The organism is Candidatus Corynebacterium faecigallinarum (assembly GCF_052264515.1).
Lineage (GTDB): Bacteria > Actinomycetota > Actinomycetes > Mycobacteriales > Mycobacteriaceae > Corynebacterium > Corynebacterium faecigallinarum.
In genome coordinates, this window is record NZ_JBQQOC010000020.1 from 14309 (window position 1) to 28972 (window position 14664).

Genomic DNA, 14664 nt, shown 5'->3' on the forward strand with positions numbered 1-14664 from the left:
GCTAGCGGTCGGACGCCGCCACCGCCGCCGCTGCCTCCATCAACATCCAGCCGGAGAGCTGCACCGACAGGTCGCGTTCCGGAATCTCCGCCGACGCCGCCGCCCCCGACAGAGCCGCGCCGACCAGACCACCGGACTGCGGCAGGACCGCGTCCCCACCCCAGGAGCCGGGGAACAACGGCAGCCCGTCGACCTCCAGACGGTAACGCCACACCGCCTCCGCCGAGCGCAACACCAGCCGACGCGCCGTCCGACGGGTCGTGGCGGTGGCCTTGTCCGCCCCCGGCAGTGACGTCGCCACCAATGCCAGGTACCGCACCAGGATGCCCTTGAACAGACCGCCGTCACCGCCCCCGCCGCGCCAGTCGATGCCGCCGTTGCGGGACGTCATCTGCTCGGCAACGGCACCCACCAGATGCTGGACGCGGGTGATCGCCGGCATGCCGACCTCGCTGACGGCATCCATCGCCACCCCGGCACTGCGACGCTGCGCCCGGGCCAGCTCCAGGGATGCCCCGATCATCACGCCCTGGCAGTAGGCGTGGATGTCGTCGACGGGCTCCGGACCCGACATGGTCATCCGGATGCCGTCCATCACCAGGCCCTCAGGGTTGATCAGCCGGTGGTGGACCCAGTCCGTGAGCTCCTCGGCGAGCTCGAGATTCCCGGTCCGGGCGGCGAGGATCGCCGCCGGGCCGTTGGTCGGAACGTTGTAGAACGTCTCCCCTTTCCGCCACGGGATGACGCCGGTCAACGAATCGACACCGCCGAAGATGTCCTCCTCCAACGACGACCGGTAGCGCACCTTGCCGTAGCGGTCGAGGTCCTCGACCCGCTGCAGGGCCAGGGCCAGCCACGTCTTGTCGTCGAAGTACTCGTTGCGGGTCAACTTCCCGAAGTTGCGCAGTCGCATACCGCGGATGGTTCGTCGGATCATGCCGAGACGCAGGCGGGTGCTGCGGCGCAGGGTGGCGTCGACCTGGCAGTCGATGTAGTGGGCCTGCCACCAGTAGTGCCACTGGTAGTAGAACTTGTCCTTCGTCGCCGGGGGCCACGCGACAATGGCCAGGTTCGTCCGGGGGATCGCCCAGAGCCGGCCGCCATGGCGTTCCATGACGGCCTGTTCGGCGAGATCGGCCCGGTGGTCCCAACGTTCCTGCATATGGTTCATTCTGCCTGCAAAAGTGGGAGTCTCGCACCTGTTGGTACCCTAAGGGCATGGATGCGCCTCCCCCGTCTGACAGGCTGCGACTCAGTGATGCCGACCGGATTCACGCGCTGACGTCGCTCGGCGGGCACTACGCGGACGGGCGTCTGCACGATTCAGAGTTCAATGAACGCTCGGCAGGTGTCGCCGATGCACGCACGATAGGTGATCTGCGAGGGTTTTTCGACGATCTCCCGGACGGGGTGCCGTTCGACTCCACCGGGAGTGCGGTGGCTCTCCCGGAGCAGGGGTCCGGGGTGGCGAGGGTGGACGACCCGGATGCTGCGGAGCTGGAGAGCCTGCGCAGACGGGGGAGGTTGATCAACACACTCGACGGGGTGATCCTGGGGGCCACCCTGGTGTCGTACCTGCTGCTGCAGTTCGTCTTCGACGTCACCCACGCCTGGGTGGTGTGGCCGTCGCTGGCCCTGACGCTGACCCTCCCCCGGATGATCCTGAAATACTCCGACGAGGACGAAGAGCTCTACGACGAGCTCCAGGAGACCGAGCAGGAGACCCGGAAAGAGCGGCTGCGTCGGGCCGCCAAGAGGGTGCACGAGCTGGAGCCCCGGGAGGATTCCCAGGAGGACGACCGGTAGTTGCCGGCTCCTGTCACCAGGCATTCCCGAGGTCGGCATGCTGACGGATCCAGGTGTGCATCGCGATGCCCGCGGCGACCCCGGCGTTGATCGACCGGGTCGAACCGAACTGGGCGATGCTCACGGTGAGTGCTGCGGCGTCCTGCGCCACCTCGGTCACCCCGGGACCTTCCTGGCCGAAGAGCAGCAGGCAGTTCTCGGGCAGCTGCGCGGTCTCCAGTGGGACCGAGCCCGGGGTGTTGTCCACCGCCACGACGGTCAGCCCGTGCTCGGCGGCGTAGGCGGTGACCGAGACGGTGTCCGGGTGGTGCATCAGATGCTGGTAGCGGTCGGTGACCATCGCGCCCCGCCGGTTCCAGCGTTTGCGTCCGACGATGTGGACGGTGTCCACCGCGAAGGCGTTGGCGGTGCGGACCACGGTGCCGATGTTCGAGTCGTTCTCGAAGTTCTCGATGGCGATGTGCAGTCCGTGACGTCGGGAATCGATGTCGGCGACGATCGCCTCGAGCCGCCAGTAACGGTAGCCGTCGACGACGTTGCGTCGGTCGCCGTTCTCCAGCAGCTCCGGGTCGAAATGCTCATCCTCCGGCACCGGCAGGTCCGGGTACTCCTCGGCCCAGGGGCCCACGCCGACGGGGTGGGTGAACCACTCGGTGGGGCCGCGGCCCGACTGTTCGTCGGCGGAGCCGGGCTCGGTCACTTGTCGTCCCCCGCGCCGGTCAACGCCTCGACGATGAGCAACTGGGCGGCGACGTAGGTGGCCATGACCAGGCCGTCCACCACACCGTCCAGGACACGGACGACCTTGTGCTCCCCCTGCAGGAACGCCTGCCGGGCGAGGATCAGACCGTCCGACAGGACGAAGAAGTTGCCGCCGAGACCGACGCCGGTGAGGTCGGCGGCGAGCGGGCCGCGCTCGTCCACCGCACCTTCCGGCAGCTGCTCCGGGTCGGACGCCAGGACCGAGGTTGCGGCCAATGCGGAGCCGTAGCCGATGGCGGCAGGTAGGGCGGCCGGGGCGCCGACGGCAGCGGTACCGGCGCCGGACAGCAGTACCGGCACACGCAACGCCAGCGTCGACGTGCGGGGGCGGTGTCCGCGTCGCCACAGCTCGGTGATGTAGGCGACCTGGTTGACGGCAAATGCGGCCGACCCCTTGTTCAGGTTCTTGGCCCGCTGGGCGGGATCGTCGCTGCGTCCCGCCTTACCCATGAGAATGACATCGCCGAGCCACCCGCCGGCGAGCCCCGCCAACACCAACGGGTGCTTGCGCGCTCCACCGTCGGCGGCCGCAGATGCGGCAAGCAGGGGCATCAAGGTGGGCTTGACCAGGCGGGTGAGCCGGTCACCGCGACGTCCGGCGGCGGCTGCGACGACGGAGGTCGCCCCGGCGGCGAGGTAGGCGTTCCGGAGAGTGCGTCGGATGGTGCTCATCGAGGATGCTCCTGAAGGTCGGGGGGTTAGGGGACGTGAGGCTATAAGCCAAAATCCATCACACCTGTTCGCTTGCGACCACGATTCCAAAAAAACTCTCTGACCTGTAGATCTCATGATGTGGAAATCGCCGGAGGTGTGATGGATTCAGTTCCGGGTTACGGCCTGGCGAAGTGCGGTCTGGCGAGCCGGGGAGTTACGCCAGGCCGAGGTCGGCGAGGCCCAGCAGGCTGCGGTACTCCACACCCTGGGCCTCGATGACGTCCTTCGCCCCGGTCGCCCGGTCGACCACGGTGGCGACACCGGCGACGACGGCACCGGCCTCACGCACGGCGGCCACCGCGGTCAGCGGGGAGTTACCGGTGGTGGTGGTGTCCTCGACCACCAGCACACGCTTGCCGGTGATGTCCGGGCCCTCGATCCGACGCTGCATGCCGTGCTTCTTGGTCTCCTTACGGACCACGAAGGAATCCACGTCATCGCCGGCGTGCATTACGGCGGTGGCAACCGGGTCCGCGCCCAGGGTCAGGCCGCCCACGGCGACATAGCCCCAGTCGGCGGTGAGCTCACGAAGCAGCTCGCCGATGAGCTTCGAGGACTCCCGGTGCAGGGTCGCACGGCGCAGGTCCACGTAGTAGTCGGCCTCCTTGCCGGAGGACAGAGTGACCTTGCCGTGCACCACCGACAGTTCGGTGACCAGTTCAGCGAGGCGGGCAAGCTTCTCGGCGTTGACGGTAGGCACACTCATGGCTTCAGCGGGATCCTTTACGGTGTCGGTACAGGGGTCGGTCATGTACCCGTGATCTTACGGGGTCGCGGACCTTCAGTGCTGTTCCGGGCCGTTGCTGGTGTCGGTGGTGTCCGGGTCGACGACCTCGGCGTCGACCACGGGGTAGTCCTCGCTGTCGGACGCCCCGGTCTCGCCGTCGCCAGTGTTGTCACGGGCGTGTCGGGCGTCCGGTGCGCGGTGACGGCCCCGCGGAGGGAGCTGGCGCGGGGCACGTTCGGCCTCGCTGCTGTCGGCGGCCGGCTCGTCGAAGATCGTGGCGTGCTGTGCATTGGTGCGGATGACCTTCGGGCCATTGGCGGAACTGCCGCGGGAATGGTCAGGGTCCTCGCCGACGGCCGGGATCGGCGGGGCGTCCTCCACCACATCGCCGACCCCCGGCTCCGACCAGTCGCTGGTGTCGCCCATCGACTGGGTTTCCGAGCGGGTCGGGAAGTCGACCGGGACGCTGGAGCGCTCGACCCGGGGGCGCTCCTGGGAGGTCGGGGTGGCGGTGTCATCGGGATCAGCGGGGTCAGCGGAGTCGGCAGTGTCGGCAGTGTCGGTGTCCGGCACCACCCGCAGGTGGCCGTAGGCACCCTCCGGCAGTTCGGCGACGATCCGGCGGGCACGCGGCCGGGTCTGGTCGGCCGAACTCATGTCCAGCTGTTCGGAGGTCACCCGCGGCGGCAGCACGCGCGACGCCGCCACCAGCCGCACCAGCTGTTTGAGTACGTGGTCCCACACCGGCGGGTCGGACTTGCGGGCCAGGCTCAACGCCACCCAGGAACCGGCGAAGCCGATGATGCTGGCCACCCCTCCCAGGGCAGCCAGTGCGGTCTCCGCCCGGGCGTCCAACATCCGGTCCAGTGCCCGGTTGTCCGTGGAGTAGCTGGTGAACGGCGGGCGGTCGCACAGCTCCGACCGTCGCATCCCGGAGGGGACGTCCGAGCCCGTCGACAGGTGGACGGTGACCGGGGAGAAGGCGTCCCGACGCATGGCCATGACGGTCACCCCGTGAACCTCGGCGACATGAAACTGGTGGCCGTCGACGAATCCGGAGACCAGGTCACGCGCCGATGATGCCGTTTCAGAGGAACCGAGCTGTCCGATCAGGCTGACCGGCCACTCGCTGGGCAGGTAACGGTCTTCCTTGGCGTACTCGTAGCCGTGCGACTGCGCCCACTGGCGCCGCGACCGTCGTCCGGCGAACAACCCGCTGGACTCGTGGGATGTGGTGGTCTCGGGCGCGTTCTTGGGGGTGTCCGGCACTACCTCGGTCGGCTCGGTCGGCTCGGTCGAGGTCGGCACCGGTTCTGCGGGGCCAGCAGGGGCAGTCGTATCGTCGGACGCTGCGGGAACTGCAGGGTCGGCAGGCTGAGGAGGTTCCGCCGACAGAGGGGTCTCGGCGGGCTCCTCCGACGTGGACGCCTCATCCGCGACAGGCGACTCCGGTGTCGGAGCTGAGGCGGTGTCGCTGACGTCATCACCGACGGAGCCGGCAGTAGCCGCGGCAGGCGTCACCGGTGTCACCGGTGTAGCTGCCGCCCCACCCCAGCCACTGTGTGCCGGAACGTCCCCTGCTCCCCGGGCCGGTCTCTCCCCCGTGGACTCACCCGCGCTCGTGCCCGTGCGCTGATCCATGCCGCGGCTCTGCGCCGCACGCCAGAACAGGCTCGCGGCGACGATCAGCAGCACGAGCCCGACGACGAGGGCGACAAGAGCGGTAGGCATCAGCAACCAGCTTAATCGAGAGGCCGGACACGAACCCTGGCATGCCGTGCCCCGGCGGGTCGCGGGGCCCCTGAATGCACAGCAGGCACAGTATGCGCTGCGCTACTGGTTGGCAGCGCCGTAGGCCTCATGGTCCATCAGCTCGCCGACCTCGGTGACGGTGACCTCGTAGAGCCAGCCGGCCTCGTAGGGGTCGTCGTTGATGACACCGGCGTTGTCCTCGAGGTCCTCGTTGACCGCGGTGATCTCGCCGGAGACCGGGGCGTAGATGTCGGAGACCGACTTGGTGGACTCGACCTCGCCATAGGGCTCGCCGTGCTCGATCTCGGTACCGACCTCGGGCAGTTCGACGAAGACGATCTCGCCCAGGGCCTCGGCGGCGACGTGGGTGATGCCGACCCGGACGGTGTCACCCGGGTTGATCTCGGTGGAGTTCACCCACTCGTGCTCCTCGGAGTACAGGCGGTCGGTGGGAAGTGCAGTCATGGTTCTTCTCCTGAAGTAGCAGTGCAGTGGATACAGTCTAGTGGTCGGACTAGCCTGCCGGACTAGTTCTCGCGCTTGTAGAACGGCAGGGGAACGACGGTGTACGGGAAGGCCTTGCCACGGATGTCCACGACGACCTGTGAACCCTCGGTAGCCGCCCCGCCGTCGCCGACAGCGTCGGTGGTCACGTAGCCCATCGCGACCGGGTGGCCCAGCGTCGGCGAGAGGGCACCGGAGGTCACCTCACCGAGGCGATTGCCCTCGGCGTCCTGGATCTCGTAGCCGGAACGGGCCGCACGACGGCCCTCACCGACCAGGCCGACGAGCACCTGGGAAGTACCCTTCTCCTTGGCCTTGACGATGGCGTCGCGTCCAACGAAAGCGTCCTTGGACTTCGTGGCGGCCAAGATGCCCAGCCCGGCGTCGACCGGGGTGAGCTCGCGGGACAGCTCATTGCCGTAGAGCGGCATGCCGGCCTCCAGGCGCAGCGTGTCGCGGGCGGCCAACCCGCAGGGTCGGATGTCGTACTGCTCACCGGCGGCGAGCACGGCGTCCCACACTGCCGTGGGCCCCTCGGTGCCGGCGGCACCGGTGGCCTCGTTGGCGACGAAGATCTCGAAGCCGTCCTCACCGGTGTAGCCGGTGCGGGCGATGATCGCCGGCACACCGGCGATGGTGCCGGTGAACGCGGCGTAGTAGCCCAGGCCCTCGATCGCGGCGGACACGGAGTTGTCCGGGTTGTCCGGGTCGTCCGGGGAGGACGCACCGGACGCTTCCGGGGCATCCGTCACGGTCTCGACGATCTCCCCCATCACCGCGGCGGCCTTCGGGCCCTGCACGGCGATCAGCGAGACATCGTCGGTCTGGTTGACCAGGGTGACGTCGAAGTCGGTGGCGCGTTCCACCATCGCCTCGTACACGGCGGGGGCGTTGCCGGCGTTCGGGATGACCAGGTACTCCGGATCCGCCTCGGGGCCCTCCGGGCTGTTGAGCACGTAGGTGATCAGGTCGTCGATGATGCCGCCGTCCTCGGTGCAGATCATCGAGTACTTCGCCTTTCCGACCTTCACCGCCGACAGCCGGGAGACCAGGGCATGGTCCAGGTACGCCGCGGCGTCCGGACCGGTGACCAGCACCTCGCCCATGTGGGAGAGGTCGAAGACGCCGACGGCCTCGCGAACCGCGCGGTGCTCCTCGAGCTCCTTGTCGTACTTCAGCGGCATGTCCCAGCCGCCGAAGTCGGTGAACTTCGCGCCGAGGGTCTCGTGGACCGGGTGCAGTGCGGTGTGCTTGATGTTCTCGGACATGGTTCAGTCCTCACTCTCGGAGCTGTCGGCGGTGATGTCGAAGGCGTCCAGCGGCGGGCAGGAGCACATCAGGTTGCGGTCGCCGTAGGCGTCGTCGATACGACGCACCGTCGGGAAGTACTTGTCGCGGCGCAACGTGTCGACCGGGAAAGCAGCCTTGGTGCGGCTGAAGTGACCGCCGGAGACCGCGGTGTCGAAGTCGTCGCGGACCACAGACTCGGCGGTGAACGGTGCGTGGCGCAGGACGGAGTCATCCGCGGCGACATCCCCGGCGATGACCTCGTCGATCTCGGCACGGATGGTGCGCATCGCGGCGATGAAGCGGTCCAGCTCGCCCTTGTCCTCCGACTCGGTCGGCTCCACCATGAGGGTGCCGGTGACCGGGAAGGCCAGGGTCGGGGCGTGGAAACCGAAGTCCATCAGACGCTTGGTGACGTCCGCGGCGGTGATGCCGGACTGCTTGGTCAGCTCGCGCAGGTCCAGGATGCACTCGTGGGCGACCAGGCCGTTGTCCCCGGTGTAGAGCGTCGGGAAGCTGTCGGCCAGCTGGTTCGAGATGTAGTTGGCGTTGACCAGGGCCATGCGGGACGCCTCGGTGAGGCCGTCGTCGCCCATCATCGCGATGTAGGTCCAGGAGATCGGCAACACGCCGGCGGAACCCTGGCCAGCCTGGGAGACCGGGAAACCCTTCTCGTCCGAGGCATCCTCCCACGGATCCGTCGGCAAGTACTCGACGAGGTGCTCGCCGACGCACACCGGGCCGACACCCGGGCCACCGCCACCGTGCGGGATGGTGAAGGTCTTGTGCAGGTTCAGGTGGCTGACGTCGCCGCCGAACTCGCCGGGCTGGGCCAGGCCGACCAGGGCGTTGAGGTTCGCCCCGTCGATGTAGACCTGGCCGCCGGTGGCGTGGACCTTCTCGCAGACCTCGCGAACGTGCTCCTCGAACACACCGTGGGTCGAGGGGTAGGTGATCATGATGCCGGCGATCTGGTCGGCGTACTTCTCGATCTTGGCGTCCAGGTCGGCCAGGTCGATGGAGCCGTCCTCGGCGTTCTTCACACCGACGACACCGAGACCGGCCAGCGCGGCCGAGGCGGCGTTGGTGCCGTGGGCCGAGGCCGGGATCAGCACCAGGGTGCGCTGGTCGTCGCCGTTGGCGAGGTGGTAGCGGCGGATCGCCAGCAGGCCGGCGAACTCGCCCTGGGAGCCGGCGTTCGGCTGGACGGAGACTGCGGCGTAGCCGGTGATCTTCGCCAGGCGCTCCTCCAGGTCCTCGATGAGCTCCAGCCAGCCGGTGGCCTGGTCCTCCGGGACCATCGGGTGGATACCGGCGAACTCCGGCCAGGTGATCGGCTCCATCGACACCGCGGCGTTGAGCTTCATGGTGCAGGAGCCCAGCGGGATCATGGTGCGGTCCAGGGCCAGGTCACGGCCGGCCAGACGGCGCATGTAGCGCATCATCTGGGTCTCCGAGGTGATCGTCCGGAACACCGGGTGGGTGAGGATCTCGTCGGTGCGCAGCAGGTCGGCCAGCGGGCCGTCCTCGGCGGTGAAGGACGCGGTGTCCACAGCAGTGGAGGACGCCGCGTCACCGCCGATGATGCTGATCAGCTCGGCGATGTCGGCGTCGGTGCTGGACTCGCCGACGGAGACGCCGACGTGGGTGTCGTCGACCTCGCGCAGGTTGAAGCCGGCCTCGCAGGCGGCGGCCACGGTGGCTGCAGCGTCGGTGACCTCGACGGTGACCGTGTCGAAGAAACGGTCGTGGGAGATGGTGCGTCCTGCACCTGCCAGGCCCACGGCCAGGGCGGTTGCGCGGCCGTGGATCGCCGAGGCGATCTCGCGCAGGCCCGCCGGGCCGTGCCACACGGCGTAGAAGCTGGCGACGACGGCCAGCAGCGCCTGGGCGGTACAGATGTTGGACGTCGCCTTGTCGCGACGGATGTGCTGCTCACGGGTCTGCAGCGACAGGCGGTAGGCCGGGGTGCCGTCGGCGTCGACGGAGACGCCGACGATGCGGCCGGGCAGCTTGCGCTGGTACTCGGTACGGCAGGACATGAAGGCGGCGTGCGGGCCACCGAAGAACAGCGGGACGCCGAAGCGCTGCGCCGAACCGACGGCGATATCCGCGCCGAGCTCGCCCGGGGAGGTCAGCAGCACCTGGGCCAGCAGGTCGCAGGCCACGGTGACCAGGCCACCGGCGGTGTGGACGGCCTCGATGACCTCACCGAGGTCGTCGCGCAGACCACCGGTGGTGCCCGGGTTGGAGACCACGACACCGATCAGCGGAGCGTCCTCGTCGGACCGGGAGGCGATGGTCTCCGCGGTGATCGCGGCGACCTCGACGGGGATCTCGACGGCGGCGGCGCGGGCGCGGGTGACGTTGATGCTGGACGGGTGCAGGTTCTCGTCGAGCAGGACGACCCCGCCCTTCTTCGCGGCCTTCGCGTTCTGGCGGGCCATCATCTGCACGGCCTCGGCCACGGCGGTGGCCTCGTCCAGCAGGGAGGCACCGGCGATCGGCAGGCCGGTGAGGTCCTGGACCATGGTCTGGAAGTTCAGCAGCGCCTCGAGGCGGCCCTGGGAGATCTCCGGCTGGTACGGGGTGTAGGCGGTGTACCAGCCCGGGTTCTCGACCACGTTGCGGCGGATGACCGCCGGGGTGACGGTGTCGTAGTAGCCGGCACCGATGAGCTGCTTCTTCAGGGTGTTCTTGTTGGCGAAGCCGCGGAGGGTGGCCAGGGCCTCGGTCTCGTCGAGGGCGGGTGCCAGGCCGATCGGTGCGTCCTGCGCGATGCTGGCCGGCAGCGCGGCGGCGGCCAGCGCCTCAGTGGACTCGTAGCCGAGCGACTCGAGGATGGCGGCGGTGTCGGCGGCGTTCGGGCCGATGTGCCGGTTCGGGAAGGCGTCGTGGGGGGTTGCCATGTGTCAGGGGGTCTCTTCCTGGGTAAAGACAGCGGACATGTGCTTCAACCCTCCCCACTCTGTCGATGGTGCCTGAGAGCTTTGCTCCTTCGGCGGCCGGGTCACGGACGACGGTGACCAGCTCTTTCCAGAGGTGCCTCGCCACGGTGGTACGGGTGCCTGAGAGTGTCGACGGGGAGGTGTTGCTCCTACGGCGGCCGGTGTCTGGTGCCGGCCTCTCCCACAGTGGCTACGAACGGCGTATTCAGTTATGACTTGCATGACAGTATAACCGTGACGGTGTGACGGAGACATCTTTTCGCCGGTAGCAGGTCTGCGACACCCCCGGGCGGTGGCGGGCGCGCATACCTGGGCGTGACGGATTGGACGTTTCGCTGGCAGCTCCCTCCCCAATCCGTCACGCTTTCCTTCCTGTTGCCACCCCGTAGCGAGGCAAGCTCTTGCCACCCCGTAGCGAGGCAAGCAGGGACGACCATGGTCACTCCGGTTTCGGGGAGTGCATTCTCAAACATGGAGCCGCCCTTTCGAGGAAGGGTCGGAAGTCAGCCGCAGGATTACTCGCCGGAGGTGAGGCCTGCGGCTCGCGTCATTGAAGTGTGCACAGCGTCATCGGAGAATGTCGCCTGGAGTGCCCGAAGCGACATTCTCCGATGACGCTGTGCACACTCAGATGACGCAGAAGAGGCTGCAGGCACCGGAGGGCGAGTTCTGGCGGGGCGCAACGGGACGCGCCCACACCTCCGCATTCGCTCAACCGCCGAGCACCACCGCGAGGTAGGCGGGTAGAACCGCCCACGCCCCGGAGAACATGTGCAACACCGTCCCCAGCGGCACGGCGACGCCCATACCGGTCTCGATCACCTCGAAGTTGTCGTTCCTCCTCGGCCGCCCGCGTATGAGCGCGCACCACAGGATCGCGGCGACTGCCAGGACGGCGAAGACAAGCGGGGCGTCCGGACGCCAGAACAGTGCCAGTGCCACGGTCCCCACCCCCGTCACCGCGGCGAGGAAGGACAGCCGCCACGGCATCTCACCCCGGATGCCTATCCGGGTCGCCCGCCACACCGCCGAAGCCACGACACCCCACGTGACCACCAGCCCGGTCTGCGCCCAGAGTCCCGGGGCCGGGCCGAGCGCCACGACGACCAAGGCAGTGACCAGGAACAGCAACGGGACGTAGAACCGACGACGCAGCCGGCGCCACATCAGGACCAGAGGGACAGGGCCGCGGATCCGGCCGGCGGACACCGGCGTATTACGCAGCCACGCAGCGGCGTAGATGTTCGCGGAGAGCTCCGAATCGTTCACCACGGACGACATCGTGAACATCACCCGGGTGGTGCCGTTGTCGAGGGCCTCCGGGAGCCGGACGCGACACACCCCCACCAGCAGTCGTACGCCCATGGTCAGCAGCGCGGCGACCGCGACGGCGATCCCCGCGTGGGACGGGACGGTCCCGTAACCGAGCAGCCCGCCGAGGACGCCCAGCGTCCCGACCTGCCACCGGGAGAACTCGTCGATGGAGGGGAAACGCCCGGTGGGACGCAACCTCCACTCCCACACGTCACGCTCCACCGCCCGCAGGGGCAGCATCCGCTCGGCGATGAGGACCACCAGGAGCAGGGCCGCCGCTGCGGCAGCGATACTCGCGGCGCTCACAGCTGCACGGTGCGGTCGGCGCGTCCTGCCAGGTGGGTCGAGTGCGTGGCGACCACGACGGCGGCGCCACCGGCACCGACGTCGGCGAGTGCGTCACCGAGACGGCGGACCCAGTCCCCGTCGAGATGCCGTTCCGGCTCGTCGAGGACCACGACGTCCGCGGCGGACGCCAGCTGCAGGGCCAGGTAGGCCCGTTGGCGCTGACCGCTGGAGACGCGGCTCGGCAACTCGGACTCGATGTCCGCGACCTGCCACCGTTCGACGGAGTCACGGAGTTCATCGGCGGGGACGCCGACGTGGTGGGCGGTCATCTCCAGGTGCTCGCCGATGGTGAGGTCCGGGAAGAAGGACGGGTCGGCGAGGAAGGTCACCGCCCCGGCACCCTCCGGTGCGGCGGGGTCAACCGTGCCCGACACCCGGACCTCGCCCTCCACCGGCTCGATCTCCCCGGCGATGGTGGACATCAGCGTGGACTTCCCGGCACCGTTCGGTCCGGTCACCACCACGATCTCCCCCGGGGCCACCTCCAGCTGAAGACGGCCCAGAGCATGCCTGTGTCCGTAGCCGCAGTCGATGTGGAGCAGAGGTGGGTCGGAGAGAGCGGGCATGGAACACAGGCTACCGAAACGCATTTCGGCCACGCGGGGCCCGGCGAGCGGGTAACACTGTTGTCATGGCGAAAGCACCCTTCCTCTCCCGATTCCTCACCCCCTCCCTGCCGCTGGTGAGTGCCGGCGACATCGCACTGGTCACCGGGGTGACCTCCGGCATCGGCCAGGCCACCGCCGCCGCGCTGGTCCAGCAGGGTTTCCGGGTGATCGGGACGTCCCGCACCCCCGACTCCGAGAAATCGGTGGCGAATGCGCCACGCGGCGTCGAGCTCGTCCCGCTGGACCTGGAGGACCCGGCGTCCATCGCCGCGGTGCCGGAGCATCTCGCGGCGCTGGGGGTCGATGCGTCCAACCCGGTGACGGTGCTGGTCAACAACGCCGGGGAATCGCAGAACGGACCGCTGGAGGAACTCCCCCGCGAGGCGCTGCAGCGACTCTTCCAGGTCAACGTGATCGGTCATGTCGAGCTCACCCAGCTGCTGCTACCGCAGATGCGTCAGGCCGGACGCGGCCGGGTGGTGTTCGTCGGCTCCATGCTCGGCAGTTTCCCGCTGGCCCACCGCGGCAGCTACGGGGCATCCAAGGCCGCGATCAAGGCCTTCGCCTTCTCCGCCCGCCGCGAACTGGCACCCTTCGGTATCGGCGTCTCGGTGATGGAACCCGGGGCGATCAACACCGGACTGTCGGAGCGACGCACCATCTACATCGACGACCAGGGCCCCTACGCCGACGAGTTCCACACCATGCTGAAGACGCTCAACGCCAACGAGGCCGACGGGGTCAGCGCCGAGCAGGTCGCCGACGTGCTCCTGCTGGCCGTGACGTCGAAGCGTCCGAAGCCGCTGTACGCCACCGGCTCAAGCTCACAGGTCGCGTTCCCCGCCGCCCGACTGCTGCCGCGTGACACCATGGCCGGCATCATCGCCGCGAAGCACGGGATCTGAGCGGCGCGAGTAGAACAGGTCGCGCCACGGGCTGGCCGACAGCGCCACCACCGCCGCGCCCAGCACACCGGTGAACATCACCGCGCTGGCGACCACGTTGAGCCACAGCACCTGCCCGTGCCCCAGGGCGATCTCCAGCATCAGCACCAGGGCACCGATCGCCCCCGCCCAGCTCAATCCGATGAACACCCGGTTGACCGGGTGGCGGGCCGGCCCGAAGTAGCCGCGCACGGTGAGGATGATGCCCGCCAGCAGCAGCAGAAGCTCCACGAAGAAGAAGGCGTAGAAGGCCGCCTCCAACCACTGCGGGTCGAGCTGCTCGTCCACCCGCGAGACGCCGACGAGCATGAACAAGGCGCACGCCGTGGTGGTGATTCGTCGAAGCATGGTGCCAGTCTAGAACAGGCCCGAGAAGGCTAGGCCCCGTCCACGCGGAACAGGATCTCCCCCAGCCCGCAGGGCTCGCCGGGGACCAGAGCAGGACGCACCGGCGCCCCATCGCCGCGTCCCATCACCACCACCGGGACGATGGGGTCGAAACCGAGCCGCCCGAGCGCCAGCGGGGCGTAGGTGGTGATGCGCTGACCGGCCTCGACGCGCTTGCCCTGCTCGGCGTGGGGGGAGTAGCCCTGTCCGTCCAGGTGTGCGGTGTCGATACCGAGATGCACGAGCACCGGTATCTCATCGTCGGTGAGGATGAGGAACAGGTGCGGCATCAGCCGGGTCAGCCTGCCGGACACCGGGGCACAGACCGTGACGTACTCGACGCCGGCATCGGGGACCACCGCCATCCCGGGGCCGACCGTGCCCGCAGCGAAGAGCGGGTCAGGCACCGATTCCAGTGGTACGACGGTGCCGGCGAGCGGGGTGATGACGTCAAGCGGGTCCCGGGAGCGGACACCGGTATCCATGCCTGCCCCCGGCTGCGCTGCGTCTGCGATTCCGCGGCTTTCCTCCATGGTCACAGACTAGTGAGGTGACGGCGGTAA

At 68.7% G+C, this 14664-nt stretch carries 14 protein-coding genes and 1 riboswitch; of the genes, 2 read left to right on the top strand and 12 right to left on the bottom strand.

Features of this window, described 5'->3' with window-relative positions; genetic code table 11:
* Window position 1: 1 nt before the first annotated feature.
* A complete protein-coding gene (locus tag ACTXPP_RS10625) occupies window positions 2-1162 on the bottom strand; it encodes a glycoside hydrolase family 76 protein (protein ID WP_301494491.1) in 1161 nt (386 codons plus the stop codon).
* Between the two features lie 56 nt (window positions 1163-1218).
* On the opposite strand from ACTXPP_RS10625, the gene ACTXPP_RS10630 reads away from it, so the two are divergent.
* Complete coding sequence (locus ACTXPP_RS10630; RefSeq protein WP_443342079.1) at window positions 1219-1806, top strand: DUF1707 SHOCT-like domain-containing protein; 588 nt, start codon at window positions 1219-1221, stop codon at window positions 1804-1806.
* A 13-nt stretch (window positions 1807-1819) separates the two neighbouring features.
* On the opposite strand, the gene ACTXPP_RS10635 is transcribed toward ACTXPP_RS10630, so the two are convergent.
* From ACTXPP_RS10635 to ACTXPP_RS10675, 9 genes are all read right to left on the bottom strand, one after another.
* A complete protein-coding gene (locus ACTXPP_RS10635; protein ID WP_443342080.1) occupies window positions 1820-2506 on the bottom strand; it encodes a TrmH family RNA methyltransferase in 687 nt (228 codons plus the stop codon).
* Window positions 2503-3240, bottom strand: a complete 738-nt coding sequence (locus ACTXPP_RS10640; RefSeq protein ID WP_301494497.1) for a lysoplasmalogenase family protein — start codon at window positions 3238-3240, stop codon at window positions 2503-2505. Before ACTXPP_RS10640 ends, ACTXPP_RS10635 begins: the two co-directional genes overlap by 4 nt.
* A gap of 196 nt (window positions 3241-3436) precedes the next feature.
* Entirely contained in the window at window positions 3437-3988 is a 552-nt protein-coding gene (gene pyrE / locus ACTXPP_RS10645) for an orotate phosphoribosyltransferase (RefSeq protein ID WP_301494499.1), read from the bottom strand.
* A gap of 75 nt (window positions 3989-4063) precedes the next feature.
* Entirely contained in the window at window positions 4064-5740 is a 1677-nt protein-coding gene (locus ACTXPP_RS10650) for a TtfA family protein (RefSeq protein WP_301520427.1), read from the bottom strand.
* A gap of 102 nt (window positions 5741-5842) precedes the next feature.
* Entirely contained in the window at window positions 5843-6226 is a 384-nt protein-coding gene (gcvH, locus tag ACTXPP_RS10655) for a glycine cleavage system protein GcvH (RefSeq protein ID WP_301520428.1), read from the bottom strand.
* Between the two features lie 62 nt (window positions 6227-6288).
* Complete coding sequence (locus tag ACTXPP_RS10660) at window positions 6289-7533, bottom strand: glycine cleavage system aminomethyltransferase GcvT (RefSeq protein WP_301498798.1); 1245 nt, start codon at window positions 7531-7533, stop codon at window positions 6289-6291.
* A gap of 3 nt (window positions 7534-7536) precedes the next feature.
* Window positions 7537-10461 carry an aminomethyl-transferring glycine dehydrogenase gene (gcvP, locus tag ACTXPP_RS10665; protein WP_443342082.1) on the bottom strand — a complete coding sequence of 975 codons (2925 nt, stop codon included), beginning with the start codon at window positions 10459-10461 and terminating at the stop codon, window positions 7537-7539.
* A gap of 137 nt (window positions 10462-10598) precedes the next feature.
* A riboswitch (glycine riboswitch) is annotated at window positions 10599-10694 on the bottom strand.
* 517 nt (window positions 10695-11211) lie between these two features.
* Complete coding sequence (locus ACTXPP_RS10670) at window positions 11212-12120, bottom strand: hypothetical protein (RefSeq protein WP_301520671.1); 909 nt, start codon at window positions 12118-12120, stop codon at window positions 11212-11214.
* The gene (locus ACTXPP_RS10675; RefSeq protein WP_301520672.1) at window positions 12117-12728 is read right to left on the bottom strand and encodes an ABC transporter ATP-binding protein; all 612 of its coding nucleotides are present in this window, start codon (window positions 12726-12728) and stop codon (window positions 12117-12119) included. Before ACTXPP_RS10675 ends, ACTXPP_RS10670 begins: the two co-directional genes overlap by 4 nt.
* Before the next feature lie 65 nt (window positions 12729-12793).
* Between ACTXPP_RS10675 and ACTXPP_RS10680 the strand changes: the two genes are divergently transcribed.
* Window positions 12794-13675, top strand: coding sequence for an SDR family oxidoreductase (locus ACTXPP_RS10680; RefSeq protein ID WP_301520673.1), 882 nt, complete (start codon window positions 12794-12796; stop codon window positions 13673-13675).
* On the opposite strand, the gene ACTXPP_RS10685 is transcribed toward ACTXPP_RS10680, so the two are convergent.
* Both ACTXPP_RS10685 and ACTXPP_RS10690 read right to left on the bottom strand, forming a co-directional pair.
* On the bottom strand, window positions 13595-14062 hold the full coding sequence (locus ACTXPP_RS10685; RefSeq protein ID WP_443342084.1) for a hypothetical protein: 468 nt from the start codon (window positions 14060-14062) through the stop codon (window positions 13595-13597). The two genes, ACTXPP_RS10680 and ACTXPP_RS10685, sit on opposite strands and share 81 nt — an antisense overlap.
* A gap of 29 nt (window positions 14063-14091) precedes the next feature.
* A complete protein-coding gene (locus ACTXPP_RS10690) occupies window positions 14092-14634 on the bottom strand; it encodes a PTS sugar transporter subunit IIA (protein ID WP_301496495.1) in 543 nt (180 codons plus the stop codon).
* Between the last annotated feature and the right edge of the window lie 30 nt (window positions 14635-14664).

Excerpts from the sequence above, each read along its gene's own strand:
- ACTXPP_RS10625 (WP_301494491.1), bottom strand. The coding sequence starts at position 1,162 with ATGCAGGAACGTTGGGACCACCGGGCCGATCTCGCCGAACAGGCCGTC.
- ACTXPP_RS10660 (WP_301498798.1), bottom strand. The coding sequence starts at position 7,533 with ATGTCCGAGAACATCAAGCACACCGCACTGCACCCGGTCCACGAGACC.
- ACTXPP_RS10685 (WP_443342084.1), bottom strand. The coding sequence starts at position 14,062 with ATGCTTCGACGAATCACCACCACGGCGTGCGCCTTGTTCATGCTCGTC.
- ACTXPP_RS10690 (WP_301496495.1), bottom strand. The coding sequence starts at position 14,634 with ATGGAGGAAAGCCGCGGAATCGCAGACGCAGCGCAGCCGGGGGCAGGC.
- gcvP (WP_443342082.1), bottom strand. The coding sequence starts at position 10,461 with ATGGCAACCCCCCACGACGCCTTCCCGAACCGGCACATCGGCCCGAAC.
- ACTXPP_RS10680 (WP_301520673.1), top strand. The coding sequence starts at position 12,794 with ATGGCGAAAGCACCCTTCCTCTCCCGATTCCTCACCCCCTCCCTGCCG.
- pyrE (WP_301494499.1), bottom strand. The coding sequence starts at position 3,988 with ATGAGTGTGCCTACCGTCAACGCCGAGAAGCTTGCCCGCCTCGCTGAA.
- ACTXPP_RS10675 (WP_301520672.1), bottom strand. The coding sequence starts at position 12,728 with ATGCCCGCTCTCTCCGACCCACCTCTGCTCCACATCGACTGCGGCTAC.
- ACTXPP_RS10640 (WP_301494497.1), bottom strand. The coding sequence starts at position 3,240 with ATGAGCACCATCCGACGCACTCTCCGGAACGCCTACCTCGCCGCCGGG.
- ACTXPP_RS10630 (WP_443342079.1), top strand. The coding sequence starts at position 1,219 with ATGGATGCGCCTCCCCCGTCTGACAGGCTGCGACTCAGTGATGCCGAC.
- gcvH (WP_301520428.1), bottom strand. The coding sequence starts at position 6,226 with ATGACTGCACTTCCCACCGACCGCCTGTACTCCGAGGAGCACGAGTGG.
- ACTXPP_RS10650 (WP_301520427.1), bottom strand. The coding sequence starts at position 5,740 with ATGCCTACCGCTCTTGTCGCCCTCGTCGTCGGGCTCGTGCTGCTGATC.